We start from the raw sequence: 25,396 nt of genomic DNA, 5'->3' as shown, positions 1-25,396 counted from the left end.
AGATCACCGCAGTACCGCCGAGGCCGGCACGACGAAGGGACCGTGAGCGCGACCGTGCGTACCGCCGACATCCGTACCCGTTTCCTGGACTTCTTCGCGGCGCGCGGCCACACCGTCGTCCCCAGCGCCCCGCTCCCCACCCCCGACCCGACGCTCCTCTTCGTCAACGCGGGCATGGTGCCCTTCAAGCCGTATCTGACCGGTGAGTCCCCGGCCCCCTGGCAGCGGGCGACGAGCGTGCAGAAGTGCGTGCGCACGCTGGACATCGAGGAGGTCGGCCGCACCACGCGGCACGGCTCGTTCTTCCAGATGAACGGGAACTTCTCGTTCGGCGACTACTTCAAGGAGGAGGCCATCGGCCTCGCCTGGGAGCTGTCGACCACGCCCGTCGCGGACGGCGGCTACGGGCTGGACCCCGCGCGGATCTGGGTGACGGTGCACCACTCGGACGGCGAGGCGCGGGGCATCTGGCGGCGCGTCGCGGGCCTGCCCGACGAGCGGATCGTGGCCCGGGGCGACGAGGACAACTTCTGGTCCATGGGCGTCCCCGGCCCCTGCGGGCCCTGCTCGGAGCTGTACTACGACCGGGGCCCCGCGCTGGGCCCCGAGGGCGGCCCGGCGGTGGACGAGGACCGCTACATGGAGTTCTGGAACCTGGTCTTCATGCAGTACGAGCGGGGCGAGGGCCCCGGCAAGTCCGGTTACCCGATCCTCGGCGAGCTGCCCCGCCGCAACATCGACACCGGCATGGGCCTGGAGCGCATGGCGACCCTGCTCCAGGGCGTGGACAACCTCTACGAGACGGACGAGACCCGTCCCGTCCTCGACCGCGCCGCCGAACTGGCGGGCGTCCGCTACGGCGCCGACGCCGAGGCGGACGTCCGGCTGCGCGTCGTCGCCGACCATGTCCGCACGGCGCTGATGCTGCTCGCCGACGGCACGGCGCCCGGCAACGAGGGCCGCGGCTATGTGCTGCGCCGCGTCCTGCGCCGCGCGGTCCGCTCCATGCGGCAGTTGGGCCACCAGGACCGGGCGCTCCCGGAGCTGCTGCCGGTGGCCCGCGACCTCATGGCCGTGAGCTACCCCGAGGTCGCCGAGGGGTTCGCGCGCATCGCGGACCAGGCGTACGGCGAGGAGGACGCCTTCCGGGACACCCTCAAGCAGGGGACGACCGTCCTGGACACGGCCGTGGCGGAGGTGAAGGCGGCGGGCGGCCGGTCGCTGCCGGGCCGGCAGGCGTTCCTGCTGCACGACACCTACGGGTTCCCGATCGACCTCACCCTGGAGATGGCCGCCGAGCAGGGCGTGGAGGTCGACCGCGAGGGCTTCACCGCGCTGATGAACGCCCAGCGGGAGCGGGCCCGCGCCGACGCCCGGGCCCGCAAGTCCGGCGCCGCCGACACGGCCGCGCTGCGGGCGGTCCTCACCGAGCACGGGCCGACGGACTGGCGGGCGTGGGAGGCCCTGGAGAGCGACGCGCGCGTCCTCGCCCTCCTCGGCCCGGCGGGCCCGGTGCCGGTGGCGCGCACCGGTGACGTGGTGACCGCCGTCCTGGACCGGACGCCGTTCTACGCCGAGTCCGGCGGCCAGGACAGCGACGCGGGCCGGCTGTCCGGGGCGTCGGTGGAGGCCGACGTCCTGGACGTGCAGCGGCCCCTGCCGGGGCTGGTGGTGCACCAGGTGCGTGTCACCGCCGGTGAGCTGGCCCCGGGCGGGGCCGTGCACGCGGCAGTGGACCCCGAGTGGCGGCTCGGCGCCCGCCAGGCCCACTCGGGCACCCATGTGCTGCATGCCGCGCTGCGGCAGGTGCTGGGCCCGACGGCGCTGCAGTCCGGTTCGTACAACCGCCCCGGCTACCTGCGGCTGGACTTCCCGTGGCGCGGCGCGCTCGGCCCGGCCGTGCGCGGGGACGTGGAGGAGGCCGCCAACCGGGCGCTCCGCCGCGATCTGCCGGTGGACGTGCGGTGGATGACCCTGCCGGAGGCGAAGGAGCTGGGCGCGCTCGCCCTGTTCGACGAGACGTACGGCGAGCGGGTGCGCGTCGTCGAGATCGGCGGGGCGTGGTCGCGCGAACTGTGCGGCGGTACGCATGTGGAGCGGTCCGCGCAGATCGGCGTCCTCTCGCTGACCTCGGAGTCCTCGGTCGGCGCGGGCATGCGGCGGCTGGAGGCGGCGGTGGGCATCGAGGCGTTCGACCACCTGGCGCGCGAGCGCGACCTGGTGGGCCGGATCGCCGAGCAGCTCCAGGCACCGCGCGCCGAACTGCCGGAGCGGATCGCCGCGTTGCTCGACCGGATGAAGGCCACCGAGCGGGAGAACCAGCGGCTGCGCGACGAGGCGACGGCGGCCCGCGCCGCCGGGCTGGCCGGCACGGCCGTGGACGCGGCCGGGACGGCGGTGGTGACGGCCACCGCCGACGGCGGCGCGGACGCGGCCCGGTCCCTGGCCGTCGCCGTCCGGGACCGCCTGCCCGCGAACCGCCCGGCCGTGGTCGCGGTCGGCGGTACGGCGGGCGGCGGCGGCATCGTCGTGGTGGCCGTCAACCGCGCCGCCCGGGACGCGGGACGCTCGGCCTCCGACCTCGTCAAGCGGCTCCTCGACGGACGCGGCGGCGGCTCCCCGGACCTGGCCCAGGGCGGCGGGCTGCCGGCCCGGCGGATCACGGAGGTGCTGGCGGACCTGCCGGGGCTGGTGGCGGCCGCGGCCGGCTGAGCGGGGGCGCGGGGCGCCCGGGCCGGAGGGGCGGGCGGGAGGGTTCGCCCCCGGCTCCCGGCCCGGGGTGTCCGCCCTCCATACTGGGGGAATGCCTCCGCTGCCCCCGCCGTCCCGGTTCCAGGACCCGCTGTTCACCAAACACGGATTCGCCGACCTGGTCCTCGTGCACTGCCCCCGGTGCGACGGGGTCGCCCGCGTCATCGCGGCCCCGGAGCCCTCCGACGACGCGGAGCCCCTCGCGTCGCGGTCCCTCGGGCGGCCGGAGCGGCGGCTGGTCTGCCGCGCCTGCGGTCTGACGCGCACGTACCAGGGCCCGACCGTCTACCGCTGGTGCGAGACCACGGACCCGTACTTCCGGCTGCCCCTGTGGCTGCGGACGGAGACCCGGCACGGTCCGCTGTGGGCGTACAACCTCGAACAGCTCGACCTGCTGCGGCGGTTCGTGGGCGCGACGCTGCGCGAGCGGCCCCCGTGGTACGAGCACCACCGGAAGATGACATACCTCGGCCGGCTGCCCGCCTGGATCAAGCGGGGGAAGAACCGCGACGAGATCCTGCGGGCCGTCGACCGGATGCGCGCCTCGGTCGTGGAGTGACGGCCGCGTCCCGCCCGTCAGCGGGACGCGGCCTCCAGGCGGTAGTCGACGGAGGTGGAGAAGGAGCCCGCGGAGCCTTCGAAGCGGAGGGTGTGGGTGCCGGCCGACAGGGGCCCGGTCTGGACCCAGAGGCCGCAGGCGAGGGAGCCGGAACGCATCTCCTTCACCGGGGTTCCCGTGAGGCGCTCGGGTTCCAGGGCCTTGCCGTCGAGGGTGGCGGTGCCCTTCGCGGTGGCCAGGAAGGCGTCGCAACCGCTCTTGGAGGCGATCTGGTTCACGAGCGGGAATGCCATCGGGACGCCCGTGGGCACCCGGCAGGAGCGCTTGGCCGGGCCGCCGTGGGTGCCGGCCAGGAACCAGACGTCGGTCGGCTGGTTCTTACCGCAGAGCCGCCCGTCCCGGTCGTCGATCGGATTCGCCCCGTCCTGGTCTGCCTCCGTCCAGTCCCACCAGCGGTTCTGCAGGTCGGCGGCGGACAGCTTGGCCGGCGCGTCGTCACTCTCCCCGTCACCGGAGGAAGAGGAGCACGCGCCGGTGAACAGCAGTGCGCCGGCACCGAACAGAAGAGCGGTGGAACGCATCAATCGCATGTGCGAATACTACGAGAGCCGATACCGGCGGCGAGCCCGTTTCGGACGCACCCTCCACCGGAGCGCTCATTCCTCCAGCCAGAATCCGGCGCGGGTGCGCCACAGGTCGAACAGGGCCGCGTCGCCCAGGACTTCGACGGCTCCCTCCGGAACGGGCCGGCGGTAGACGGCCAGCAGGAGGTCACCGGGTGTGCCGCGCACGGTGACCGCGGCCCGCTCCGCGGCGCGGCGCCGGACGGGGGCGGTGCCGGTGAGGTCGATCAGCCACTCCCCCAGCGGGTCCGCCGCCGTGCCGACGGCCTCGAACCGGAGGGTGCGGCCGGGGCCGAGCAGGTCCGGGGCACCGGGCCGGGGCCCGTACGCCTCCGGGAGCGCCGCGAAGGCCGTCCACTCGTCCAGCGCGTCGAGGGCGACCGCGTCGTCGAGCGTGTAGCGGACGCCGGCCGCCAGGGCGGCGTCCGCCCGGTGCACGGCCGTCTCGTGGGCCATCCGGCGGGCCCAGAAGCCCGTGGTCGCGAGGGGGCCCGGGGACCAGACGGCCGTGTCGGGGCCCGCCTCGGCCAGCGCCCCGGACAGCCGCTCGGCGGCCCGGGCGAGTCCCGTGGTCAGCGTGGACCGGTCGTCGCCGGGGCGGGGCTCGACGTCGTCGACGATGTCGTGGGGCACGGGCTCCGCGGCCCGGCCCGCGACGACCGTCCCGGCCCAGGTCAGCGCGCCGGTGACATGCCGGAGCAGGTGGGCGACGGTCCAGCCGGGGCACGACGGGACGGGCGCCGTCAGCGGGACGCCCTCGACGTGGGAGAGCAACCGCCCGGCCTGGCCGGTGATTTCGGCGCGGTGGCGGTCGAAGGTCAGGACGCTCATGGGTGCACGGTAGTGAGCCGGTGCGATGCGGGGACATCCGTTTTCGCCGACCGCCGGGCGGGTCCCGGCACCGTACGCACCCGCACGGCGGGCGCCCCGGCGCCGGGGAGTGTAAGCAGGAGACATGCGCCGCTCGCACGGACCGTCCGGTGCCGGGCCGGCCCGGCACCACCGCCACTCGCTGCTGGCCGTGCCGCTGGGGCTCATCGCCGTCATCGTGGCCGTGGACCTGCTGTCCGGCCCGGACGTCCACCTCGGCCCGCTGCTGGTGGTCGCCCCGGCGATCACGGCGGCGTTCGCCGGGCCGCTGGTCACCGGCGCGGTCGGGGTCCTGGCCGTCGCCGCGCAGGTGGTGATCGGGATCTTCCACGGCGGGCTGACGACCTTCAACCACGAGGCCCAGATCATCGGCCTGCTGCTGATCTCCACGGTCGTCGTGGTCTTCCGCTACGCGCACGAGCGGCACGAGCGGGAACTGGCGCAGGTCCGGCTGGTGGCCGACGTCGTCCAGTCGGTGCTGCTCCGGCCGCTCCCGGCGCGCAGCGGACCGCTGCGCATGGCGGCGGTGTACCGGGCGTCCGCCGCGCAGGCCCGGGTCGGCGGGGACCTCTACGCCGCCGTCCGCAGCCGGGCGGGGACGCGGGTGCTGATCGGGGACGTCCGGGGCAAGGGGCTGGACGCGGTCGGGGACGCCGCCCTGCTGCTGGGCGCCTTCCGGGCCGCCGCGCACCGCGACCCGCCGCTGCCCCGGCTGGTCGCCCACCTGCAGAACACCGTGTACTGGGACACCGTGGAGCCGGCGGACAGCGGGTCCGCGTCCGAGACCTTCGTGACCGCGGCGGTCCTGGAGATCCCCGACGCCGAGCCCGTCGTCCGGATCATCAGCTGCGGCCATCCCCCGCCGCTGCTGCTGCGCGGCGGCCGGGCGGTCCCGCTGACCGTCCGGGACCCGGCGCTGCCGCTGGGCCTGGGCGGGGACGTGTCGGAGGACGACTACACGGCCGAGTCCTTCGGGTTCGGCCCCGGAGACGTCCTCCTGCTCTACACCGACGGCGCGGTGGAGGCCCGGGACGCCGAGGGCCGCTTCTACCCGCTCGCCGAGCGGGTGGCGGGCTGGCGGGAGGGCGATCCGCGGCGGCTGGTGGACCGCGTCCACGCGGACCTGCTGGCGCACGCGGGCGGGGCGCTGGACGACGACGTCGCCCTGATCGCCGTCGCACGCACCGGCTGAGCCCGCGGGCAGCGGCCCAAGGTCCGCCGCACCCGCCGTTCTCGACGGCCGGCGACCCGAGAGAGCCGGTGCTCGGGCGGGTCCGGGGCGACCCCGGCGGCGGCGCCGGTTTCAGCCCGTCCGGCGTTCGAGGACCTCGCGGCGGAGCCGCGATGCCGCGGGTCCGGGAAGAACGGCGGAACGGAGGCGCCCCCTCCCGGAGGGACCACGCGCTGCCGGTGCCCGGCGACGGCCGCCCCGTCACCCGTTCGCCACATCCGTTCGCCGCCGGCGGCCGGAACCGGCACGCTGGAGCGGTGCGGGGCGGCGGCGTGCCGCCCGGCTCTTCGGGGGCACCACCACCGTTTCGGCACCGGGGAGTCGTCATGCGCATAGCCGTCGTGGGTCAGGGATACGTCGGGGTGACCGGGGCGGTGGCCCTCGCCCAGGCCGGGCATCTCGTCACCGGCATCGAGCAGGACCGGGACCGGCTCGATGCCCTCACGCTGGGCCGGGCGCCGGTCGTCGAGCCGGGACTGCAGGACCAGCTGTCCCTCGCGCTGGCCTCCGGCCGGCTCTCCTTCGCCGGCGCGCTCGCGCCGGCTCACGCCGAGCGGCCCTTCGACGCCGTGCTGGTCACGGTGGGCTCACCGCCCGCGCCGGACGGGACGGCGGACCTCCGGCAGGTGACCGCCGCCGTCGAGGAGGCGGCCGGGCTCACCCCGGCGACCTGCGTGGTGCTGAAGTCGACGGTGCCGCCCGGCACGAGCGACCGGCTGCTCGCGGCCCGGCCGGACCTGCGGGACCGGTTCGCCAGCAACCCCGAGTTCCTCAACCAGGGCAGCGCCATGGAGGACTGGACGGCCCCCTCCCGGCTGGTCGTCGGCATCTGGTCGCGCCGGGTGCTCCCACTGCTCCGCAGCCTGTACGACGGGACGATCTGCCCCTGGGTGGTGACCACCCCGGCCAGCGCGGAGATGGCCAAGTACGCCAGCAACACCTTCCTCGCCGCGAAGATCAGCTTCGCCAACGAGATCGCCCGGCTGTGCTCCGCGCCGGGCTTCGACGTGGACGACGTGATGCAGGCGGTCGGCTACGACCCGCGCATCGGGCACGCGTTCCTCCAGCCGGGGCTCGGCTTCGGCGACTCCTGCCTGCCCAAGGACACGCTGGCGCTGGCCCGTTGGGCCGCCGCGCTGGGCGTGCGCACCCCGCTGCTGAACGCGGTCGTCGAGGTGAACGCCACCCAGCCCGGCGTCGTCCGGGAGATCCTCCGCCGCGAGCTGGGGCAGGATCTCCGCCGGTCGGTGATCGCGGTGCTCGGCGCCCGGTACGAGCCGTGGAGCGACGACATGCGGGCGGCGCCCAGCCTGTCGCTGGTCCCCGCGCTGGTCCGGGAGGCCGCGCGGGTGCGGATCTGGGACCCGGCGCTCGGCCAGGGCGGGCTGGCGGCCCTCTTCCCCGGCACCGAACCCGTCGCGGACCTGCGGACGGCGGTCCGCGACGCGCACGCCGCCGTCATCCTGACCGAGTGGCCGGAGGTGGTCGAGGCCGACTGGACGGACCTCGGGGCGCGGCTCGCCCGCCCACGGGTCGTCGTGGACGGCAAGAACTGCCTGCGCCCGTGGCAGTTGGCGCGGCTGCCGCTGCGCTACCGGGGCATCGGCAACCGGCCGGCGGCCGGGGTCCCGGATCCGGCGGGGTCCGCGGGGATCACGGGGGTCTGAGCGGAGGCCGACGGCCGGAGCGGCCCGCGGAGGCCCACCGAGGCTCCCGTCGGCCGCCGGGAACCGGCTGTCGGGGACTCGGACATCGAGGACCGGCCGCCGGCCGTCAGGCGCCGCCCACCGGCGCGTCGCCCGGCTGCGGATCGCTGCCGAACACCCAGGGCGCCAGGACGACCAGCCAGCCGTCCGGGTCCTCGAACAGCACGGCGCCGTGCCGGGCCCAGTACGGGTTGGCGGGGGCCACCGGCCGTCGGCCGCGCTCCTCCAGCCGGCGCACGGCCGCGTCCCGGGCCTCGGGTCCGCGCAGGTACAGCACCAGTTGGTTCTCCGGGTGGGGCGCGGGGACGCGGGGCGGGGTGCCGTGCTGGGTGATCTCCATGTGCACGGGGGTTCCGGGCAGTCCCAGGACGACGCCGTCGTAGCCGTCGTGGTCACGCCAGCGGGCGAGGACCGGGAGGCCGAGGTCGTCCGCGTAGAAGGTCAGCACGTCGTCGTAGTGGGCCGTGGGCCGGGCGAACCGCACGGCGCCCACGGCCAGGTGCTCGGGCCAGGTGTGTGTCATGGCCACACTGTTACACAGGGGTCACTCCCGCCTCTTCCGTCCCGAGGCCGCCCGTCCCTACGGCGCGCGGCCGAGGGCGGACGGCCTACGACCGGTTCCCCCGGAGGACAACGAGCCTTTCACACAAGGGGGTTTGGCCATGGCTTCACGCGGTACGCGCACTGGCGAGGTCCTTGCAGACGACCCCAGAGGCCCTACATGACAGCCAAGTCCGAATCCGACGGCAAAGACGAAAAAGACGTCAAAGACGGCAGGCAAGACGACAGGCAAGGCCACAAGGAAAACGGCGCATCCGTCACCATCCCGGTACCCCGCATCCTGCGGGCGGCCCGCGAGCAGCTCGCCGAACTGGCGGGCCTGCGGCCCGAGGGAGTGTCCGGCTTCGAACGGACCCCCGACGGCTGGACGGTGGAGATCGAGGTGGAGGAGATCCCCCGCGTCCCCGAGACGATGAGCGTGATGGGGCTCTACCTGGTCACCCTCGATCCCGAGGGCAACCTCACCGGCTACCGCCGCGCGCGGCGCTACGAGCGCGGCAGGACCGACTCCTGAGGGGCGCGCCGTCCGCAAGGCGAGGGAAACCGTCCGCGACGGACGGCGTCCGCGAGCACACCGGTCCGGCAGGACACCGGCCACCACGGACACCGTCCGCGACGGACACCGCCGTACCGACTCCCGACGGACGCCGACCGCCGGCGCGCGGGACCGCCCGCTGCCGCCGGCCCGTCGGCCACGAGAGGAAGTTCCGACATGAGTGTTGTCCCGGCGCAGCAGTCCGGGGGTGCCGGTGGCACCAGCGGTCTGTACGACGTCCTGGAGCTCGTACTCGACCGCGGCCTGGTCATCGACGCGTTCGTCCGCGTCTCCCTGGTCGGCATCGAGATCCTGAAGATCGACGTACGTGTCGTCGTCGCCAGCGTGGACACGTACCTGCGGTTCGCCGAGGCGTGCAACCGCCTCGACCTGGAGGCCGGCCCGCACCGGAGTGCCGGGCTGCCCGACCTGGTGGGCGAGGTCACCGAGAGCGGCGCCCGCGGCAAGAGCAAGGGCGTGCTCTCCGGCGCCGCCCAGTCCATCACCGACGCCTTCCAGCAGGCCCGCGGGGACGGCGAGTCGAGCGGGACCCGCCGGAGCTCCTCGCGGAGCAAGAAGGAGGAGAGCGAGTGAGCACCTACGTCTACGGCATCACCAGCGGCGAGCGCGCGCAACTGCCCGAGGGGCTCACCGGCATCGGCGAACCGCCGCGCCCGGTGCGCCTGGTGACGGAGGCCGGGCTGGCGGCGGTGGTCAGCGACTGCCCCGAGGAACTGCGGCCCAAGCGGCGCGACCTGCTGGCCCACCAGCAGGTGCTGTCCGAGGCCGGCCGCAAGTCCTCGGTCCTGCCGATGCGGTTCGGCAGCGTCTGCGAGAGCGACGGCGACGTGGTCCGGGTGCTGACGGAGCACGCCGAGCACTACCGGTCGAAGCTGGAGCAGCTCACCGGTCGCGTCGAGTACAACGTCAAGGCCGTGCACCAGGAGGACGCGGTACTGCACCTCGTCCTCGCCGAGAACGCCGAGCTGCGGGCCCTGGCGGAGGCCAACCGGAAGGCCGGCGGCGGCACGTACGAGGAGCGGCTGCGGTTCGGGGAGAAGGTGGCCGAGGCGGTCCGCTCCCGGGAGGCGTGGGACGCCGACCTGGTGCGCGACACGCTGGAGCCGCTGGCGGAGGACTGCCGGCCGGGGCCGGAGAGCGGCGGCTGGTTCCTCAACCTCTCCCTGCTGGTGCCGGAGTCGGCCGCCGAGCGGCTGCTGACCACCGCCGACCGGCTGCGCCGGGCCCACCCGCAGCTGGACCTGAAGGTGAACGGCCCGCTGCCGCCGTACAGCTTCGTCGACTCGTGATGTTCGTCGGCTGGGTCCTCCGCCGCGTCCTCGCCGAGGCCGAGCGGCTGTACTACGACCCGGCCGTCATCCAGGGCGAACTCCGGTCGCTGGAACAGGAGCTGGAGGCCGGGCGGCTGGACGAGGCGGAGTTCGACCGGCTGGAGGACGCCCTGCTGGACCGGCTGGAGGAAGCCCGGCGGCGCTCGCCGGCGCCGCCGGGCTGACACCCGCCGGCCGGGCCCGTCCGTACCCGCCGCCCGCGACGACGCAGAGGAGCCCCGAGAGCCATGAGTTTCCCGAGCCGACTGCCCGACGCCCGCTCCCCCGCGGAGGGTTCGGGGGCCAACCTTGCCGACATCCTGGAGCGGGTGCTCGACAAGGGCGTGGTGATCGCGGGCGACATCCGCGTCAATCTGCTCGACATCGAACTGCTGACGATCAAACTCCGTCTGGTGGTGGCCTCGGTCGACCGTGCGAAGGAGATGGGCATCGACTGGTGGGAGAGCGACCCCTCGCTCTCCTCGGGCGCCCGCTCCCGTGAACTGCGCGAGGAGAACGAGCGGTTGCGGGCGCGTCTCGCCGCGCTGGAGGAGGAGCGGCCGGCTCTGCCCGGCCAGGAGACGGAGGCCGTCCGGGACCGGCGGGCGGACGGAAGGGGAGGTGAGGAGCGGTGACCACGGGAGAACCGGTGGTGGGAGGCGAGTCGGCGGCCAAGGCCGACCTGCTGTACGCCTACGCGGTCGCCCGGGACACCGGGACGGCCCGGAACGTGCCGGACACGGTGACGGGCGTGGCCGGCGAGCCGGTGCGGGAGGTGTGCCACGAGGGGTTCGCGGCTCTGGTGGGCCGGGTGCCCGCGGCGGACTTCGAGGAGGACGCGCTGCGCGAGCGGCTGGAGGACCTGGCGTGGCTGGAGCGGGTGGCCCGCGGCCACCAGCGGGTCGTCGACGCCGCCGTCTCCCTCTTCCCCTGCGCGCTGCCGCTGCGGCTGGCGACCGTCTACCACGACGAGGACGGCCTGCGGCGGATGCTGACGGCGGGCCGGGAGGCGTTCGGGACCGCGCTCGACCGGCTGGAGGGGCGCGTGGAGTGGGGCGTCACGGTGTACGCCGCGCCTGCCCCGGCGGCACCGGCGCCGCCGCCGAAGCCGTCGGGTCCCCCCTCCGGCCGCGACTACCTGCGGCGGCGCGGCGCCGAGCGGCGGGCCGCCGAGACGGGCGCGCGGCAGGAGGCCCGGCGGGCGGAGGCGGTGCACGAGACGCTCGCCGCCCTGGCGGAGGCGGTCCGGCTGTACCCGCCGCAGAACCCACCCCTCGCCGCGCACCCGGGCCGCAACCTCCTCAACGCCGCCTACCTGGTGCCACGGGACCGCGCGGAGGAGTTCACGAGGACGGTCTCCGCGCTGACGGACCGGGCGGCCGACGGGTTCCGGATCCGGCTGACGGGACCGTGGGCCCCCTACTCCTTCGTCACCCACGACCCCTGCGTCCCGGACGCCCCGTGAACGCCGGCGGGCTCCCGGCGGAGCGGCTGTCCCTGGTGGACCTCCTCGACCGGTTGCTGGCCGGCGGGGTGGTGCTCACCGGCGACATCACCCTGCGGATCGCGGACGTCGACCTCGTCCGGATCGATCTGCGGGCCCTGATCAGCTCCGTGGACGCCCGGGTGCCCTCGCCCTGGGAGGACCGCCGGGACCCGGCCGGGACGACGGACGAGCGACGGAGCGACGACACGGAGGGATGACGGAGACATGGGCGCGGCCGTGAACCGCCGTGTGGAGCTGGACCGCGACACCGTCGAACGCGACCTGATGAAACTCGTCCTGACCATCCTCGAGCTCCTCCGCGAGCTGATGGAGCGTCAGGCGCTGCGCCGCGTCGACCAGGGCGACCTCACCGAGGAGCAGGAGGAGCGGATCGGCATGACCCTGATGCTGCTCGCCGACCGCATGGACGGCCTCTGCCGGCAGTACGACCTGGACCCCGCGGAACTCGACCTGGACCTCGGTCCGCTGGGACCGCTGCTGGGCCGCGGGTGACGGGAGCCGGCGGATGAGCGGCGGGTGCCCCTCGTTCGGGTGATGGACGGCCGCACAGCCAGGCATGACCATGACGGGGAAGTCCGGACGAACCACGCATCCACGCGTTTCCGGACGGGAGGGGATTCCCATGATCCGTCGCCGTGCGATCCCGCGTCTCCTGTGCGCCGCCGTCCTCGTCCTGGGGGCGACCGGCCTGTCCCAGACGGCCCCCGGCACGGCGGGCCGCGCCGCGGCCCGCTCGATGGAGCCGGCCTGCCCGCCGCCCGGCGGCGGGACCTGCTACGTCGAATGGTTCGACTTCGCGGGCCGGCGGGGCATCGAACTCAGCCCCGAGATCGGTGTCTGCTACAACACGTCCTCGGCCGGGGCGGTCCGGGGCACCAACATGACCAACCGGACCGTGCACCTCTGGCCGAGCAGCGACTGCGTCGGCAGCGCGACCGCGCTCGTCGCCTCCGGCCGCTCCTGGAACGACCCGTCGCACACGTACTTCTCGTTCCGGCCGATCCGCTGAGCCGGCCGGCCGATCCGCCGAGCCGGAAGACGCTCCTCCGAACCGGCGGCCGATCCGCCGATCCGGCGAGCGGCGAGCGGCGAGCGGCGAGCGGCGAGCGGCGAGCGGCGAGCGGCGAGCGGCGAGCGGCGAGCGGCGAGCGGCGAGCGGCCCGCCCAACCGTCCGGGGCCCGTCGGCGTCACACGAAGAACGCCCTCGCCAGGGCACTCACCCCGCGCGCCACCGCCCGCAACGCCCCCACCTCCACCGCCGTCTCGGCGATGTCGGCCACGGTGTCCGCCGTCTCGAACCGCCCGGTCCGGCACCGCCGGCACTTCCGCCGGCGCCTCCGGCCGAGCCGTCCGCAGCGCTCGCACTCACGTTCCCGCTTCCTCACCGACCGATCATCGCACGGTCGCACCGACAGCCAGAACGACGGCACCCGCGAGCGACACCACAACCCGTTCGACGGACCCGGCGGCGTTTTCCGACCCGGGCGCGCACCCGGCCCGTAGCGTCCGGCGTGAGCCCCGGGCCCCTCCGGTCCGGGCTCCGGAGGAAGGGGTGCGCTCCATGCCCGAACTGCCCGCGGCAGCCGGACCGTCCGTGGATCCCCGCCGTCGCACCCTGTTCCTCGGGGCGGCGGCGGGCGCCGCGTCCGGCCTGGCGCCGGGCACCGCGCGGTCCGCGTCCCGGCGGGCGGCCCGGTCCGCGGACGGCCGTCGCGTCGCCGTGATCGGCGCCGGCGTCGGCGGCCTCACCGTCGCCCACGAGCTCGCGGAACGCGGTTTCGCGGTGACGGTGTACGAGCGGCGCGCGGTCCCCGGTGGCAAGGCCCGCTCCCTGTACGTCCCGCACACCGGTACCGGGGGCCGCCGGGACCTGCCCGGCGAGCACGGCCACCGCGGGGTGTTCGGCTTCTACCACAACCTCCCCGACACCCTCCGCCGCATCCCGCTGCCCGGCGGGCGGAGCGTGCACTCCCGGCTCACCCCCGTGCGGTGGGGCGAGTTCGCCCGCGTCCCGGGGCGGCCGGACATCCCCGTCCCCGTCGCCCGGTGGGCCCCGCCGTCGCTCTCCGACGCGAACCTGCTGATCGCCTCGCTCGCCGGCCTCCTCCAGGAGGGCGTGCGCCTGCCGCCGTGGGAGGCGCTGTTCTTCGCCAAGCAGGCGGTGATGCTGCTGACGAGCTGTACGGAACGCCGGTTCGGGCAGTGGGAGTACGTGCGCTGGTGGGACTTCATCCGGGCGGACGGGATGTCGGAGGACTACCAGAAGTTCCTCGGCGGCGGCGTCCAGTTGCTGCAGGCGCTCCGGGCGCCCGTGGCCAGCACCCGGACCTGCGGCCAGGGCATGGAGTCCATCCTCTACGACCTGGCGGGCCGCGGCAGTGACGCCGGCGGGCCGTTCGACCGCGTCTTCGACGCGCCGACCAGTGAGGCGTGGCTCGACCCCTGGGCGGCCCACCTGCGTTCGCTCGGCGTGCGGTTCGTCTTCGGCCGCACCGTGGAGCGGCTCGACCTGCGCGGCGGCCGGATCGCCTCGGCGACGACCCGGACCGCGCACGGCACGACGGAACGGATCGACGCCGACTGGTTCGTGGTCGCCCTCCCCGCCGACCGGGCCGTCCGCCTCTGGAACCCCGCCCTCCGGTCGGCCGACCCCCGGCTGGCGGCCATGGACGGGCTGCGGCACACCTGGTGCGGCGGCATCCAGTACTACCTCCGCGAGCAGGCCCCCGGCATCCGGGGCCACGTCGTCCACGTGGACTCCCCCTGGAAGCTGGCGTCCATCGCCCAGTCCCGGGTCTGGTCGGCGCCCTTCGCCCGGACCTGGGGCGACGGGCGGGTGCGGGAGTCGCTGTCCGTGGTGATCTCCGACTGGGAGACACCGGGCATCCTCTACGGCAAACCCGCCCGGCGCTGCACCCGGGCCGAGGTCGCACGCGAGGTGTGGGCGCAGATGAAGGCGCACCTCGCCGACCACGCGCCGCTGGACGACGCCCGGTTGGAGACCTGGAACCTGGACGAGGCGATCACCGAGGACGGCAGCGGCGGCCTGCGCGACGACGACCCGTTCCTGATGAACACCGCCGGCTCCTGGGACCTGCGGCCCGAGGCCACCACCGCCGTGGGGAACCTGTTCCTGGCCGCCGATCACGTCCGGACGTACAGCAACGTCGACTTCGCCTCGATGGAGACGGCGAACGAGGCCGGGCGGCGGGCCGCCGGGGCGATCCTGGCCGCGGCGGGGGGTACGGGCGGGGGCGGTGCGGCGGAGGTCCGGACGTTCCGGGGGTACGAGGCGCCGGAGTTCGCCGCGGCCCGGGCGCTGGACCGGCAGCGCTGGCGGCAGGGGCTGCGGCACGTCCTGGACGTCGGCTGATCCGTCGGCCGTTCTGTCGCCCGGATCCGCCGGCTGATCTCAGGCGCCGGACGGGTCCCGGGATGGCGCGGACACCCTGTTCCCCTGCCGTACCCCCCGGCGTCACAGTGTCGCCACCACCCCTTCCACCCGCCTCGCTGTCCTTGGAGCGCTTCGTCCCCCTTCCCCCACACACCCTCAGAGGTCACCTTGCCCATGGGAGAGATCGACCGCCGGCGGTTCCTGCAACTGACCGGCGGCACCGCCGCGTTCACCGCGCTGTCCGGCAGCATCGCCCGCGCCGCCGCCATTCCGGCCCGGCGGAGCACCGGCAGCATCCGGGACGTCGAGCACATCGTCGTCCTGATGCAGGAGAACCGTTCCTTCGATCACTACTTCGGGTCCCTGCGGGGCGTACGCGGCTTCGGTGACCCGCGGCCCGTGACCCTGCCCAGCGGGAAGTCCGTCTGGCACCAGTCGGACGGCAAGCGCGACATCCTGCCGTTCCGCCCCAAGGCCGACCACCTGGGCATGCAGTTCCTCCAAGACCTCAACCACGACTGGGCGGGCGGGCAGCGGGCCTTCGACAAGGGCCGCTACGACCAGTGGGTGCCGGCCAAGACGGCGACCACCATGGCGTACCTGACCCGCGAGGACATACCGTTCCACTACGCCCTCGCCGACGCGTTCACCCTCTGCGACGCCTACCACTGCTCGTTCATCGGGTCCACCGACCCCAACCGCTACTACCTGTGGAGCGGGTACACCGGCAACGACGGCAAGGGCGGCGGCCCGGTCCTCGGGAACGACGAGGCGGGGTACGGCTGGACCACCTACCCCGAGCGGCTGGAGAAGGCCGGGATCTCGTGGAAGGTCTACCAGGACGTCGGCGACGGCCTGGACGCCAAGGGCAAGTGGGGCTGGACCGGCGATGCCTACCGGGGGAACTACGGCGACAACTCGCTCCTCTACTTCAACGCCTACCGCGACGCCAAGCCGGGCGACCCGCTGTACGAGAAGGCCCGCACCGGGACCGACGTCCGCAAGGGCGACGGCCTCTTCGACGTCCTCAAGGCGGACGTGAAGGCCGGCAGGCTGCCGCAGGTCTCCTGGATCGCCGCGCCGGAGGCGTACAGCGAGCACCCCAACTGGCCCGCCAACTACGGCGCCTGGTACATCGCCCAGGTGCTGGACGCGCTCACCGCCGACCCCGAGGTGTGGAGCCGCACCGCGCTGTTCATCACCTACGACGAGAACGACGGCTTCTTCGACCACGTCGTCCCGCCCTTCCCGCCGGCCTCCGCGGCCCAGGGACTGTCCACCGTCGACCCGGGGCCCGACCTCTACAAGGGGAGCATCGGCAAGACGGCGGGCCCCTACGGGCTGGGGCAGCGCGTACCGATGCTGGTGGTCTCGCCGTGGAGCACCGGCGGTTTCGTGTGCTCCGAGGTCTTCGACCACACCTCGGTCATCCGGTTCATGGAGAGCCGCTTCGGGGTGCGCGAGCCCAACATCTCGCCGTGGCGGCGGGCGGTGTGCGGCGATCTCACCTCCGCCTTCGACTTCAGCCGGGCGAGCACCGGGCCCGCCGCGCTGCCGGCCACGGACGGCTACCGGCCCCCGGACCGGCTGCGCCACCCCGACTACGTCCCCAAGCCGCCCGCGACCGGCTCCCTCCCCCGCCAGGAGCCGGGCTCCCGTCCCACCCGGCCGCTGCCCTACGCGCCGTTCACCGACGGGACGGGGACGCCGGCGACCGGCAGGTACACCCTGACGTTCGGCGGCGGCGAGGCGGCGGGCGCGCAGTTCCTCGTCACCTCGCCCAACCGCACGGACGGCCCGTGGACCTACACCACGGAGGCCGGGAAGACGATCGCCGACACCTGGAACACGGCGTACTCCAAGGGCGTCTACGACCTCACGGTGCACGGCCCGAACGGCTTCCTCCGGAGCTTCAGAGGTCCGGGCGGCACCGCCGGCCCCGAGGTCACCGCCCGCCACAACGCGGCCACCGGTGACCTCGACCTCGTCCTGACCCAGCGGGGCACGGCCGACTGCCACCTGACCGTCACCGACGCCTACGGCGGCCCGGCCGAGACCCTGACCGTGCGGCCGGGCGCCACCGTGCGGCACACGGTGCGGACGCGGGCGGGCAAGCGGTGGTACGACGTCACGGTGGTCTCGCATGAGGAGGGCACTTACCTGCGGCGCTTCGCCGGGCACGTCGAGACGGGCGCCTCCGGGGTGAGCGACCCGGCCATCGCCACCCGCTGAGCCCCGCCCGCGCGTCCGGGCGTCCGGCCGCTCCCCTACTACCGCTCCCCGGTCAGGGCGGCCAGACGCCCGTCCGCCACAGTTGCACGATGGCCCGCGCGATCCCGCGCGACTCCGGATCCACCAGCGCGTCGGGGTCGCCGCCCGCCGCGTCGAGGTCGTCGAGGAACCGCCCGACGGCCTCCCGGCCGACCCGTTCCAGCGTGGCGTCGTGGTAGAGCCGGACGAGCCCGGTCGCCCGCAGTTCGTCCTCGTCCCGTCCGGTCAGCCGGGCCGACAGGGCGGCGAAACCCGGATGGTCCGTGTTGGTGTGGTTCATCCGCTTTCACCCCCTTCTTCGCGGTTTCCATGCGCTCGCTCCGGTGCTGCCGGGCGCCCATTCTGCGGGGCGCGTACGGGCGCGGAAAAGGGCGCGCGCAAAGGGGTGTTTCCGGCATTGCCGCCGGGACGTGTGGTTCTCCGGCGACGAATGTGTTCCGTCCCGCCGGATCGGAGAACCGCCGGAACGGCATGTCTGCCCGCCGGATTCCCGGGCATCCGCGACGTGTCCGCCTTTCCCTCTGTACACGGCGCGTACCTACCGCGCGAGGAGGCAGCATGTCGCAGATCGAGGAATCCGTCGAGGTCGCCGTTCCGGTCACCACGGCGTACAACCAGTGGACGCAGTTCGAGGAGTTCCCGCAATTCATGGAGGGCGTGGAGCGGGTCGAGCAGCGTTCGCCGACGCTGACGCACTGGGTGACCAAGACGGACGGGGTCCGGCGGGAGTTCGACGCGGTGATCACCGAGCAGATCCCGGACGAGAGGGTGGCGTGGACCACCGTGGACGGTGACGTCCGGCAGGCGGGCGTCGTCACGTTCCACCGGCTGGACGCGGCCCGGACCAAGGTGATGCTCCAGTTCGACCACACGCCGGAGGGCGTGGTGGACACGGTGGGCGACAAGCTCGGGTTCGTCCGCCGGCAGGCCACGGGCGATCTGGAGCGGTTCAAGACGTTCATCGAGTCGCGCGGCCTGGAGACGGGCCGGTGGCGCGGCCGGGTGTGAGCCTGAGGCGCCCCCCGTTCCGGGTTCCGGAACGGGGGGCGTTCTCCGGAACGGCGAGGGGGCCGCGGTCCTCGGACCGCGGCCCCCTCGGGGGTCCCACCGGAAGGACGTCAGTCGCGGAACGCGTCCTTCGCCTTCTCCTTGGCGCCCCGCAGGTCGCCCTTGGCCTGGTCGGCCCGGCCCTCGGCCTCCTTGCTCTCGTTGCCGACGGCCCGGCCGGCCTGCTCCTTGAGCTTGCCCTTGGCCTGCTCCGCCTTGGCCTTGGCCTTTTCCTGAGCGCTCATCTCGATATCTCCTCGGTGTCGATGGCGGTCCGTGGTGATTTCATCCCGGCGACTGCCCGGGCCCGCCCTCCGTAAACCCATCGGCCACCGGCGCACCTAAGTCGTATGCGCGCCGGGCGAGTTCGGTCTCGAATCCGTATCGGCCCGGCATGAAGAAAGGAAGCGCGGATAAAAGCGAAAGCATCGGGAAGACGACACGTCGGAGGTTGATTTCCATGGTTCCCCTTCTTCTGGTCCTGCTCCTCGCTCTGATCCTTTTCGGTGCCGGATTCGCCGTGAAGATTCTGTGGTGGGTCGCCGTGGCGGTGCTCGTCATCTGGCTGCTCGGCTTCCTCGTGCGCTCCGTGGACTCGGGCGGCGGCCGCAGTCGCTGGTACCGATGGTGACCTTCTGACGTCACGGCCATCGCGGACACCGCGGGCATCACGGCCACCACGGCCATCACGGCCCCGTCCTCGGGCCCGGCGGGACCTGATCCCCGCCGGGCCCCACTGCTGTCCGGCCGGAACCGCATGGGAGTCCGGCCGAAATTCGCCCTGCTTACAGGCATGTCCCGGCGAACCCGGGGCAGGAGCCGAACTGTCAAGCACAGTTGAAGGAGGGCGCACGTGACCAGCACGAGCGTGACGCAGACGGCCGGAGCCGCGCGGAGCAGCACGGCGGCGGGTGGGCCTCTCGGTGTGGATCTGCCGCAGGTGGAGGACGCGGGAGGCATCGACCCGCGCGACGCCCGGGCCCTGAACAAGCTCTTCCTGGACCGGCTGGCGGTCCTGGAGGAAGGTACGCACGAGTACCAGTACGTCCGGAACACCCTCATCGAGATGAACCTCTCCCTGGTGCGTTATGTCGCCGGCCGCTTCCGCGGTCGCGCCGACCAGATGGAGGACATCGTCCAGGTGGGCACGATCGGTCTGATCAAGGCGATCGACCGGTTCGATCTGACCCGTGAGGTCGAGTTCACCACCCTCGCCATCCCCTACATCACCGGCGAGATCAAACGCTTCTTCCGTGACACCAGTTGGGCCGTCCACGTCCCCCGCCGGCTCCAGGAACTGCGGGTGGAACTCGTCAAGGCGACGGAGGAACTCTCCGGCCGGCTGGGCCGCTCCCCGACGGTCAAGGAGCTGGCCGAGGTGCTCGACCTCTCCGAGGACGAGGTCATCGAGGCCCAGGTCGCCAGCAACGGCTACTCCGCCCACTCCATCGACACCCCCGCCGAGCCCGGCCCGCGCGGTCACGACTCCTCGCGCTCGTGGTCGGAGCGGATCGGGACCGTGGACGAGAACCTGGAGAAGGTCGAGGCGCTGCACGTCCTCAAGCCGCTGCTGCAGGAGCTGGACGAGCGGGAACGGTTGATGCTGGAGATGCGCTTCGGGCAGGAGATGACCCAGTCGCAGATCGGCGCCGAGCTCGGCATCTCCCAGATGCACGTCTCCCGGCTGCTCAGCCGCACCCTCGGCAGGCTGCGCAAGAAGATGCTCGCCCAGCAGTGATCCCGCCTTCCGGCGGCCGGTTCCACCGCGCACGGCGTCGCCCCTCACGGCTCTCGGGCCGGCGAGGGGCGCCGTCGTGCGCGGGAGCACGACCGCGGGGCTTCTTCCAGGGTTATTTCCGGACTTCCGGGCGAGGCGTGGAGAGAGGGACGATCCCGGAAGACCCGGAACGGAGGTACCGACGTGGACTGGCGACAGTACGCCGCCTGTACGGAAGAGGACCCCGACCTGTTCTTCCCCATCGGCACGGGAGCTCCGGCGCTGGCGCAGACCGAAGGGGCCAAATCGGTCTGCGCGCGCTGCCCGGTGAGGGAAGAATGTCTGCGATGGGCCGTGGAGACCCGCCAGGAATACGGGGTGTGGGGTGGCACGAGCGAGGGGGACAGGCGTGAGCTCCTGCGGGGGACGGGAAGGCGCCGTGTGGGTACGTCTTCCTAGTACGGTGGCGGAGCTCCCGGCGGGACGGGGCGTTCCCGGCCCACCGTGCGTCCCCGCACGCCCCGCGGGGACGGTGAGCGGACCCGTGACGGACGTACGGTCCGGACCCGCCAGTGATCGAGGTGACGCTGTGAACAACACGACGGCCGTGGCCGGGCCGTTCGTCCACCCGGCGTTGTTCTACCGGGACGGTGGAGAATACGTCGCCGCGCTCACGGCGTTCGTCCGCGAGGGGCTGGCCGACGGCGACCCGGTGGCGATCGCCGTGCCCCGCGCCCGGCTGGAGCTGCTGCGGGACGCGCTGGGCCCGGACGGGTCCGGCGTCCGGTTCGTCGACATGGAGGAGGCGGGCCGCAATCCGGGACGGATCATCCCACGGGTGCTGCGGGCCTTCGCCGACGCCCATCCCGGCCGGCACGTCCGCATCATCGGCGAGCCGATCTGGGCGAGCCGCTCCGCCACGGAGTACCCGGCGTGCGTCCAGCACGAGGCCCTGATCAACCACGCGTTCGCGGGCCGCAGGGTGACCATCGTCTGCCCGTACGACACGGCACGGCTGGATCCGCGCGCGGTGGCCGACGCCTACGCGACCCACCCGGTGATCATCGACGGCGACCGCAACGGCCCCAGCGGCTCCTACGCGCCGGACCACATCATCGCCGCCTACAACCAGCCGCTGCCGCCGCCGCGGGCCGGTTCCGTCCTCTCCTTCGACTTCGACGACGAGCTGCTGCCGGAGGCGCGGCACGCCGTGGTGGAACGGGCCGTGGCGCTCGGCCTGGCGCCCGAGCGCCGGGACGACCTGGCGCTGGCCGTCGCCGAGCTGACCACCAACAGCGTGGTGCACGGCGGCGGGACGGGAACGGTGCGGATCTGGGCCGAGGGCGGCCACGTGGTGTGGGAGGTGCAGGACCGCGGGCACGTCACCGATCCGCTGGCCGGCCGCCGGCCGCCCTCGCCTGACCGGCCCGGCGGCCGGGGCCTGCTGCTGGTCCACACCCTGAGCGACCTGGTCCGTACCCACACCGGCCCGGGCGGCACCACGACGCGCTGCCTCCTGACCCGCGTCCCGTCGTCCTGAACCACCCGTCGTGCGGGTGAAACCGGCGCAGTTCGATTGCGCCGGCCCGCCCGGAACGGCGAGCGTGGGCGGGCGCCGGCGAGGCGCCGGGCCGACGGGAAGGAACGGGACGGATGAAGCGTGTCATCGCGAGAACGCGGTGGGCCGTACGCGCGGCCATGGCCGCGGCGGGCACCCTGGCGCTCTGCGCCGCCGTGGCGCCGCCGGCGTCGGCGGGCGGCGGCGACTGCGTCGGGCAGACCTGCCTCCAGGTCGAGCGGAACGGCCTCTACGTGGCGCGGGCGACGGTCACCCCGGCCCCCGGCGCGAAGTTCTTCGGCCACTACCGGCTGTACGGCGGCGGTGTCGACAACACCAGCGCGCTGCAGCACTGGCACGAGGGCCTGCGGTACACGGTGGCCTGGGGCCGGGGCGTGGCGGACCGCACGAAAATCTGCGCGGAGGGCTGGGAGCACGTCGGGGGCAAGCTGAAGCCGCTCGGCGTAAAGTGCGTGGAGATCCGGAAGTCCGGCGGCTGACGGCGGGCCCGGCGGGCCTCATCCGTCGTAGGACTGCAGCTCGACGAGGTTGCCCTCGGGGTCGCGGACATGGGCCGTCCGCAGGGTCGGCCCCCACTCCGGCCGCGCGGCGGGGGCCGCGACCGCCGTGGCGCCGTGCCGCAGGCAGAGGGCGTACCCGGCGTCGACGTCCGGGACGCGGCTGACCAGCGTCGTCCGGTCGGCGGGGGCCTGGTCCGTGTCCGCCGCGTCGCCGAGGACATCGGCCATGGCCCGGCGGTCGAGCAGCATCAGCAGTCCCTCGCCGGCCAGGTCCCAGTGGGCGTACGGCCCTTCCTCCGTGCCGCGGACGAGGTGGGCACCGGTGAGTTCGGGCAGGACGGCGGCGTAGAAGCGGAAGGTCTCGGCGAACCGGCCGACGAGCAGGCGGGGATGCAGGGCGTCCATGACACCTCTCCAATGGTGGGCGCAGACCAATGATGGGTCGCAACCTACAATACTGACGTGACCGAGACACCCCCCACCCTCACCGCCCTGACGCCCTATCTCCTCTCCCGCGTCGGCAAGAACGCGCGCGGCCGGGTCGCGGCCCGGCTGGCCGACCGCGATCTGCGGATGTGGCACATGGCCGTGCTGGCCGCCCTCGCCGACTTCGGCCCGCACGCCCAACGGGAGCTGGCCGAGCGCCTGGCGATCGACCCCAGCGACATGACGAAGGTGGTGGACGACCTCGCCGCCCTCGGCCACGTCGAACGCACCCGCGACCCCCGCGACCGCCGCCGCCTCACCGTCACCCTGTCCCCCACCGGCGCCACCGAGCTCGCCCGGCTCACCGACGACGTACGCGCCGCGCAGGACGCGCTGCTCGCCCCGCTCACCGGCCCGGAGCGGGAACGGCTGCACTCCTTGCTCGACAAGGTCTTCCACCACATGCAGGAAGGCGGGGGCGAGCCGGGGCGGCCGTAGCGACGCGCGCGTCACCCCCGCCGGGTGGCGACGGCCGCCAGGTACAGGGGCGGCAGGAACCGCGTGCGCAGGGCGACGGGCGCGCCGCAGGCGGCGGCCAGGTGGCGGAGCGCCGCCGGACTGTACGCCTTGCGCAGGCTGACGACGGCGTCGTGCGCTTGGGCGGGCCCGCCGCAGAGGAAGGCCGGTGGGACGGCCGCCAGGCACACGGGGTGGCGCCACAGGTCGATGACCAGCAACCGCCGGGCGACGCGGGTGCCCTCGCGCAGCACGTCCGCCGCGCCCCGGGGCGGCAGGTGGTGCAGGGACCGGCTGAACAGGGCGAGGTCGTAGGAGCCGTCGGGCGCGTCGATCGCAGTGGCGTCGAGTCGTTCGACGGTGGCCCGCGCGTGGCGGCCGAGCGGTCCCGCCCGCAGGGCCTCGACGAGGTCCGGCGCGACGTCGCTGACGGTGGCCCGGGCGGCCGGGTGGCGGTCGAGGACCCAGCGGGCCAGTCCGCCGCCCCCGGCGCCGAGTTCGAGGAAGCGCGGCCGGGGCACGTCCCGCAGGCCGTCCAGGACGAGGCCGCCGCACGTCCGGTGGGCGAGGGTGAGCCGTTCCAGCCGGTCCAGTCCGCGCAGCACCCGGCGGCGCCGGCCCGCCGCGTCGGCGCGGTCGAGGTACTCGGGTCGGTCGGTCTCGTACAGCCGGTCCCACCACGCGGCGCCGGGGCCGCCCCGGGGCATGTCGTCGATCACAGTCGGCCAACGACCCGTTCGCGGCACGGGTCACGTCCCGGCCGGGGCGCCGGGCCGCGCGGGCGCGGTGCGCAACCGTCCGCGCTCCCCCGGCGTCTTGTGCGAGGCTCCGGCGGAGTGCACGCCGGGCGTCAGGGCTCGTGACCGAAGGGACCGTGGGAGCAGTGGACGACATACGCAGGCCGGCCGGAACCGCCGGGCGGGCGGCGCCGGCCGGAGGGCCGGAGCCGGCGCCGCGGCCGAGGGGCCTGCTGGACCTGCGGGGACCGGAACGGGCCCCCGCGCTGCTGGTGTACCCCGCCGACGCCGTGCTGGTGGTGTCGGGACTGCCCGGCAGCGGCAAGAGCACCCTGAGCCGCCGCTGGTCGGGAGCCGCGTCGGTCGTCGACCCGAGGGACGCGCACGAGGACTGCGCGGCGGTGATGCCGGCCTGGCTGCCGTACGCGGTGTACCGGCCGTGGGCGCGCCTGGTGTACGCCCGCCGGCTGTGGAACGCGGTCCGGGCCGGCGGGCCGCTGCTGGTGCACGACTGCGGCAGCCGGCCGTGGCTGCGGCGGCTGCTCGCCCGGGAGACCGGGCGCCGGGGCCGCGAACTGCACCTGGTGCTCCTGGATCTGACGGCGGCCGACGCCCTGGCCGGGCAGGAGGCGCGCGGGCGGTGGGCCCGGCCCCGCGTCTTCGACCGGCACCGGCGCGGGCTGCGGCGGCTGTCGGACGCGCTCACCGCCCTCGGCGCCGGGAAGCCGGGCCGGAGCCCGGTACCGGAGGCGGCCTCGGTGGTTCTGCTGGACCGGACGACGCGCGAGCACGTGAGGGCCGTCGCGTTCCGGCGGTAGGGCGGCGGCGGGCGGGCGTTGTCAGACCCCTCTGTCACGATCGTCGGTGTGAGTATCCGTGAGGGCGGTGCGGGGAGGACAGCCATGGGATTCTTCGACGGTCCGGAGGTATCGGGCGAACGGGGGCCGGAGCGCCCGGAGTTCGTCGACCTGGGGCCCCCGGGGCCGCGGTACGAGGACGGACCGCCGGCCGACCGGTACCTGCCGACGGTGCTTCCGCGGGTGGCGCAGGTGGCCGAGGGGCCGAGGGTACGGGTGATGTTCACGGGCTGGGAGGTATGGCCCGAGGAAGTCACCCTGTGCCTGCACGTCTTCTGGCGGCGGAGACGGACGGACGAGGTGTACGGGGACGCTTGGTACGCCCGGCCCGGCACGGGGGCGATGCGGGTGGGGTTGCGGCCGGCGGACGGCGAGCGGCCCGTCGGCGTCCGGGAGTACGGCACCGATCCGGGCGGGGCGTTCCACCGGCCGGTGCGGCTTCTGCTGCCCGCGGTGCCGGACGGGCCTCTGGCCCTGGTACTGGAATGGCCGGACGAGGGCATAGCGGAGACCGCTGCCGTACTGGACACGAGCGGGCTCGGGGAGGCGGCGCGGCGGGTGGTGGAGATATGGCCGGAGGGGTCGGCGCCAGCCTGAAACCGCGCTCCGCGCGGTTGTCCTCAAACGCCGGACGGGCTGATTTCAGCCCGTCCGGCGTTTGAGGACAAGCGGCGGAG

The 25,396-nt window shown here is 74.2% G+C and carries 33 protein-coding genes; 24 read left to right on the top strand and 9 right to left on the bottom strand.

The annotated features are described in order from the left end of the window. Positions 1-54: 54 nt before the first annotated feature. Both alaS and J7W19_RS31445 read left to right on the top strand, forming a co-directional pair. A complete protein-coding gene (gene alaS / locus J7W19_RS31450) occupies positions 55-2,712 on the top strand; it encodes an alanine--tRNA ligase (protein WP_040890638.1) in 2,658 nt (885 codons plus the stop codon). A 91-nt stretch (positions 2,713-2,803) separates the two neighbouring features. After that, complete coding sequence (locus J7W19_RS31445) at positions 2,804-3,310, top strand: hypothetical protein (protein WP_004947668.1); 507 nt, start codon at positions 2,804-2,806, stop codon at positions 3,308-3,310. Between the two features lie 17 nt (positions 3,311-3,327). Here J7W19_RS31445 and J7W19_RS31440 read toward each other — a convergent pair whose 3' ends face one another. After that, a complete protein-coding gene (locus J7W19_RS31440; RefSeq protein WP_233478200.1) occupies positions 3,328-3,900 on the bottom strand; it encodes a signal protein in 573 nt (190 codons plus the stop codon). A gap of 66 nt (positions 3,901-3,966) precedes the next feature. Further along, positions 3,967-4,764: a maleylpyruvate isomerase family mycothiol-dependent enzyme gene (locus tag J7W19_RS31435; RefSeq protein WP_004947684.1), complete on the bottom strand. Its 798-nt coding sequence runs from the start codon at positions 4,762-4,764 to the stop codon at positions 3,967-3,969. Positions 4,765-4,888: 124 nt separating this feature from the next. On the opposite strand from J7W19_RS31435, the gene J7W19_RS31430 reads away from it, so the two are divergent. Next, complete coding sequence (locus J7W19_RS31430; protein ID WP_004947687.1) at positions 4,889-5,995, top strand: PP2C family protein-serine/threonine phosphatase; 1,107 nt, start codon at positions 4,889-4,891, stop codon at positions 5,993-5,995. 365 nt (positions 5,996-6,360) lie between these two features. Continuing rightward, positions 6,361-7,701 carry a UDP-glucose dehydrogenase family protein gene (locus J7W19_RS31425; protein ID WP_004947690.1) on the top strand — a complete coding sequence of 447 codons (1,341 nt, stop codon included), beginning with the start codon at positions 6,361-6,363 and terminating at the stop codon, positions 7,699-7,701. 106 nt (positions 7,702-7,807) lie between these two features. Here the strand turns inward: J7W19_RS31425 and J7W19_RS31420 are convergent, their stop codons facing one another. After that, positions 7,808-8,263, bottom strand: coding sequence for a VOC family protein (locus J7W19_RS31420; RefSeq protein WP_040890630.1), 456 nt, complete (start codon positions 8,261-8,263; stop codon positions 7,808-7,810). Positions 8,264-8,461: 198 nt separating this feature from the next. Between J7W19_RS31420 and gvpO the strand changes: the two genes are divergently transcribed. From gvpO to J7W19_RS31375, 9 genes are all read left to right on the top strand, one after another. Beyond that, positions 8,462-8,815: a gas vesicle protein GvpO gene (gvpO, locus tag J7W19_RS31415; protein WP_004947693.1), complete on the top strand. Its 354-nt coding sequence runs from the start codon at positions 8,462-8,464 to the stop codon at positions 8,813-8,815. Positions 8,816-9,013: 198 nt separating this feature from the next. Beyond that, positions 9,014-9,430, top strand: coding sequence for a gas vesicle structural protein GvpA (locus J7W19_RS31410; RefSeq protein WP_004947701.1), 417 nt, complete (start codon positions 9,014-9,016; stop codon positions 9,428-9,430). Beyond that, on the top strand, positions 9,427-10,146 hold the full coding sequence (locus J7W19_RS31405; RefSeq protein ID WP_004947704.1) for a GvpL/GvpF family gas vesicle protein: 720 nt from the start codon (positions 9,427-9,429) through the stop codon (positions 10,144-10,146). The genes J7W19_RS31410 and J7W19_RS31405 overlap by 4 nt, the downstream gene beginning before the upstream one ends. After that, complete coding sequence (locus tag J7W19_RS31400) at positions 10,146-10,352, top strand: gas vesicle protein GvpG (protein ID WP_004947707.1); 207 nt, start codon at positions 10,146-10,148, stop codon at positions 10,350-10,352. Before J7W19_RS31405 ends, J7W19_RS31400 begins: the two co-directional genes overlap by 1 nt. Before the next feature lie 63 nt (positions 10,353-10,415). Continuing rightward, on the top strand, positions 10,416-10,802 hold the full coding sequence (locus J7W19_RS31395) for a gas vesicle protein (RefSeq protein ID WP_004947711.1): 387 nt from the start codon (positions 10,416-10,418) through the stop codon (positions 10,800-10,802). Beyond that, complete coding sequence (locus J7W19_RS31390; protein WP_004947712.1) at positions 10,799-11,632, top strand: GvpL/GvpF family gas vesicle protein; 834 nt, start codon at positions 10,799-10,801, stop codon at positions 11,630-11,632. Before J7W19_RS31395 ends, J7W19_RS31390 begins: the two co-directional genes overlap by 4 nt. Then, positions 11,629-11,871 carry a gas vesicle protein gene (locus tag J7W19_RS31385; RefSeq protein WP_004947714.1) on the top strand — a complete coding sequence of 81 codons (243 nt, stop codon included), beginning with the start codon at positions 11,629-11,631 and terminating at the stop codon, positions 11,869-11,871. Before J7W19_RS31390 ends, J7W19_RS31385 begins: the two co-directional genes overlap by 4 nt. A 7-nt stretch (positions 11,872-11,878) precedes the next feature. Further along, the gene (locus tag J7W19_RS31380; protein ID WP_004947718.1) at positions 11,879-12,166 is read left to right on the top strand and encodes a gas vesicle protein K; all 288 of its coding nucleotides are present in this window, start codon (positions 11,879-11,881) and stop codon (positions 12,164-12,166) included. A gap of 130 nt (positions 12,167-12,296) precedes the next feature. After that, positions 12,297-12,683: a hypothetical protein gene (locus J7W19_RS31375; RefSeq protein ID WP_004947722.1), complete on the top strand. Its 387-nt coding sequence runs from the start codon at positions 12,297-12,299 to the stop codon at positions 12,681-12,683. 179 nt (positions 12,684-12,862) lie between these two features. Here the strand turns inward: J7W19_RS31375 and J7W19_RS31370 are convergent, their stop codons facing one another. Then, positions 12,863-13,060, bottom strand: coding sequence for a hypothetical protein (locus J7W19_RS31370; protein ID WP_004947725.1), 198 nt, complete (start codon positions 13,058-13,060; stop codon positions 12,863-12,865). A 176-nt stretch (positions 13,061-13,236) separates the two neighbouring features. Between J7W19_RS31370 and J7W19_RS31365 the strand changes: the two genes are divergently transcribed. Together J7W19_RS31365 and J7W19_RS31360 are read left to right on the top strand one after the other, a co-directional pair. After that, on the top strand, positions 13,237-15,048 hold the full coding sequence (locus J7W19_RS31365; RefSeq protein ID WP_004947728.1) for a hydroxysqualene dehydroxylase: 1,812 nt from the start codon (positions 13,237-13,239) through the stop codon (positions 15,046-15,048). Between the two features lie 195 nt (positions 15,049-15,243). Next, complete coding sequence (locus tag J7W19_RS31360) at positions 15,244-17,301, top strand: phosphocholine-specific phospholipase C (RefSeq protein WP_004947731.1); 2,058 nt, start codon at positions 15,244-15,246, stop codon at positions 17,299-17,301. A 52-nt stretch (positions 17,302-17,353) separates the two neighbouring features. Here J7W19_RS31360 and J7W19_RS31355 read toward each other — a convergent pair whose 3' ends face one another. After that, positions 17,354-17,620, bottom strand: a complete 267-nt coding sequence (locus J7W19_RS31355) for a hypothetical protein (RefSeq protein WP_004947735.1) — start codon at positions 17,618-17,620, stop codon at positions 17,354-17,356. A gap of 278 nt (positions 17,621-17,898) precedes the next feature. On the opposite strand from J7W19_RS31355, the gene J7W19_RS31350 reads away from it, so the two are divergent. Further along, entirely contained in the window at positions 17,899-18,348 is a 450-nt protein-coding gene (locus tag J7W19_RS31350) for an SRPBCC family protein (protein ID WP_004947738.1), read from the top strand. Positions 18,349-18,458: 110 nt separating this feature from the next. On the opposite strand, the gene J7W19_RS31345 is transcribed toward J7W19_RS31350, so the two are convergent. Further along, entirely contained in the window at positions 18,459-18,632 is a 174-nt protein-coding gene (locus J7W19_RS31345) for a CsbD family protein (protein ID WP_004947741.1), read from the bottom strand. Positions 18,633-18,672: 40 nt separating this feature from the next. Continuing rightward, positions 18,673-18,849: a hypothetical protein gene (locus J7W19_RS31340; protein WP_158688796.1), complete on the bottom strand. Its 177-nt coding sequence runs from the start codon at positions 18,847-18,849 to the stop codon at positions 18,673-18,675. On the opposite strand from J7W19_RS31340, the gene J7W19_RS31335 reads away from it, so the two are divergent. The 5 genes from J7W19_RS31335 (at position 18,848) to J7W19_RS31315 (ending at position 22,162) form a co-directional block, all read left to right on the top strand. Beyond that, the gene (locus tag J7W19_RS31335; RefSeq protein ID WP_004947742.1) at positions 18,848-19,018 is read left to right on the top strand and encodes a hypothetical protein; all 171 of its coding nucleotides are present in this window, start codon (positions 18,848-18,850) and stop codon (positions 19,016-19,018) included. The two genes, J7W19_RS31340 and J7W19_RS31335, sit on opposite strands and share 2 nt — an antisense overlap. Positions 19,019-19,240: 222 nt before the next feature. Next, a complete protein-coding gene (locus tag J7W19_RS31330; protein ID WP_004947745.1) occupies positions 19,241-20,125 on the top strand; it encodes an RNA polymerase sigma factor SigF in 885 nt (294 codons plus the stop codon). A 183-nt stretch (positions 20,126-20,308) separates the two neighbouring features. Beyond that, a complete protein-coding gene (locus J7W19_RS31325) occupies positions 20,309-20,563 on the top strand; it encodes a WhiB family transcriptional regulator (protein WP_004947748.1) in 255 nt (84 codons plus the stop codon). A 130-nt stretch (positions 20,564-20,693) separates the two neighbouring features. Further along, entirely contained in the window at positions 20,694-21,644 is a 951-nt protein-coding gene (locus tag J7W19_RS31320; RefSeq protein ID WP_004947749.1) for an anti-sigma factor RsbA family regulatory protein, read from the top strand. 113 nt (positions 21,645-21,757) lie between these two features. Next, positions 21,758-22,162: a hypothetical protein gene (locus J7W19_RS31315; protein ID WP_004947750.1), complete on the top strand. Its 405-nt coding sequence runs from the start codon at positions 21,758-21,760 to the stop codon at positions 22,160-22,162. Positions 22,163-22,180: 18 nt separating this feature from the next. Here the strand turns inward: J7W19_RS31315 and J7W19_RS31310 are convergent, their stop codons facing one another. Beyond that, positions 22,181-22,588: a VOC family protein gene (locus tag J7W19_RS31310; RefSeq protein ID WP_004947753.1), complete on the bottom strand. Its 408-nt coding sequence runs from the start codon at positions 22,586-22,588 to the stop codon at positions 22,181-22,183. 57 nt (positions 22,589-22,645) lie between these two features. Between J7W19_RS31310 and J7W19_RS31305 the strand changes: the two genes are divergently transcribed. Continuing rightward, positions 22,646-23,107, top strand: a complete 462-nt coding sequence (locus J7W19_RS31305) for a MarR family winged helix-turn-helix transcriptional regulator (RefSeq protein ID WP_004947756.1) — start codon at positions 22,646-22,648, stop codon at positions 23,105-23,107. A gap of 11 nt (positions 23,108-23,118) precedes the next feature. Here J7W19_RS31305 and J7W19_RS31300 read toward each other — a convergent pair whose 3' ends face one another. Next, positions 23,119-23,832 (bottom strand): class I SAM-dependent methyltransferase, encoded by a 714-nt coding sequence (locus J7W19_RS31300; protein WP_051072649.1) that lies wholly within the window; start codon positions 23,830-23,832, stop codon positions 23,119-23,121. Positions 23,833-24,008: 176 nt separating this feature from the next. Here J7W19_RS31300 and J7W19_RS31295 point away from each other — a divergent pair, with 176 nt between their 5' ends. After that, positions 24,009-24,680, top strand: coding sequence for an ATP-binding protein (locus J7W19_RS31295; RefSeq protein ID WP_004947763.1), 672 nt, complete (start codon positions 24,009-24,011; stop codon positions 24,678-24,680). 84 nt (positions 24,681-24,764) lie between these two features. Next, positions 24,765-25,316 carry a hypothetical protein gene (locus tag J7W19_RS31290; protein ID WP_004947766.1) on the top strand — a complete coding sequence of 184 codons (552 nt, stop codon included), beginning with the start codon at positions 24,765-24,767 and terminating at the stop codon, positions 25,314-25,316. The last annotated feature ends 80 nt before the right edge of the window (positions 25,317-25,396 follow it).

Source organism: Streptomyces mobaraensis NBRC 13819 = DSM 40847 (assembly GCF_017916255.1).
GTDB classification, from domain to species: domain Bacteria; phylum Actinomycetota; class Actinomycetes; order Streptomycetales; family Streptomycetaceae; genus Streptomyces; species Streptomyces mobaraensis.
Note: the sequence above shows the minus strand (reverse complement) of the source record. Positions and strands in the feature narration are given on the sequence as shown.

Bases quoted from the DNA above. Each gene is read 5' to 3' on its own strand.
- J7W19_RS31335 (WP_004947742.1), top strand. From the start codon at position 18,848: ATGGTTCCCCTTCTTCTGGTCCTGCTCCTCGCTCTGATCCTTTTCGGT.
- gvpO (WP_004947693.1), top strand. From the start codon at position 8,462: ATGACAGCCAAGTCCGAATCCGACGGCAAAGACGAAAAAGACGTCAAA.
- J7W19_RS31355 (WP_004947735.1), bottom strand. From the start codon at position 17,620: ATGAACCACACCAACACGGACCATCCGGGTTTCGCCGCCCTGTCGGCC.
- J7W19_RS31310 (WP_004947753.1), bottom strand. From the start codon at position 22,588: ATGGACGCCCTGCATCCCCGCCTGCTCGTCGGCCGGTTCGCCGAGACC.
- J7W19_RS31300 (WP_051072649.1), bottom strand. From the start codon at position 23,832: ATGCCCCGGGGCGGCCCCGGCGCCGCGTGGTGGGACCGGCTGTACGAG.
- J7W19_RS31425 (WP_004947690.1), top strand. From the start codon at position 6,361: ATGCGCATAGCCGTCGTGGGTCAGGGATACGTCGGGGTGACCGGGGCG.
- J7W19_RS31375 (WP_004947722.1), top strand. From the start codon at position 12,297: ATGATCCGTCGCCGTGCGATCCCGCGTCTCCTGTGCGCCGCCGTCCTC.
- J7W19_RS31410 (WP_004947701.1), top strand. From the start codon at position 9,014: ATGAGTGTTGTCCCGGCGCAGCAGTCCGGGGGTGCCGGTGGCACCAGC.
- J7W19_RS31445 (WP_004947668.1), top strand. From the start codon at position 2,804: ATGCCTCCGCTGCCCCCGCCGTCCCGGTTCCAGGACCCGCTGTTCACC.
- J7W19_RS31360 (WP_004947731.1), top strand. From the start codon at position 15,244: ATGGGAGAGATCGACCGCCGGCGGTTCCTGCAACTGACCGGCGGCACC.
- J7W19_RS31340 (WP_158688796.1), bottom strand. From the start codon at position 18,849: ATGGAAATCAACCTCCGACGTGTCGTCTTCCCGATGCTTTCGCTTTTA.
- J7W19_RS31430 (WP_004947687.1), top strand. From the start codon at position 4,889: ATGCGCCGCTCGCACGGACCGTCCGGTGCCGGGCCGGCCCGGCACCAC.
- J7W19_RS31400 (WP_004947707.1), top strand. From the start codon at position 10,146: ATGTTCGTCGGCTGGGTCCTCCGCCGCGTCCTCGCCGAGGCCGAGCGG.
- J7W19_RS31345 (WP_004947741.1), bottom strand. From the start codon at position 18,632: ATGAGCGCTCAGGAAAAGGCCAAGGCCAAGGCGGAGCAGGCCAAGGGC.
- J7W19_RS31420 (WP_040890630.1), bottom strand. From the start codon at position 8,263: ATGACACACACCTGGCCCGAGCACCTGGCCGTGGGCGCCGTGCGGTTC.
- J7W19_RS31435 (WP_004947684.1), bottom strand. From the start codon at position 4,764: ATGAGCGTCCTGACCTTCGACCGCCACCGCGCCGAAATCACCGGCCAG.
- J7W19_RS31365 (WP_004947728.1), top strand. From the start codon at position 13,237: ATGCCCGAACTGCCCGCGGCAGCCGGACCGTCCGTGGATCCCCGCCGT.
- J7W19_RS31290 (WP_004947766.1), top strand. From the start codon at position 24,765: ATGGGATTCTTCGACGGTCCGGAGGTATCGGGCGAACGGGGGCCGGAG.
- J7W19_RS31380 (WP_004947718.1), top strand. From the start codon at position 11,879: ATGGGCGCGGCCGTGAACCGCCGTGTGGAGCTGGACCGCGACACCGTC.
- J7W19_RS31440 (WP_233478200.1), bottom strand. From the start codon at position 3,900: ATGCGATTGATGCGTTCCACCGCTCTTCTGTTCGGTGCCGGCGCACTG.
- J7W19_RS31350 (WP_004947738.1), top strand. From the start codon at position 17,899: ATGTCGCAGATCGAGGAATCCGTCGAGGTCGCCGTTCCGGTCACCACG.
- J7W19_RS31315 (WP_004947750.1), top strand. From the start codon at position 21,758: ATGAAGCGTGTCATCGCGAGAACGCGGTGGGCCGTACGCGCGGCCATG.
- J7W19_RS31395 (WP_004947711.1), top strand. From the start codon at position 10,416: ATGAGTTTCCCGAGCCGACTGCCCGACGCCCGCTCCCCCGCGGAGGGT.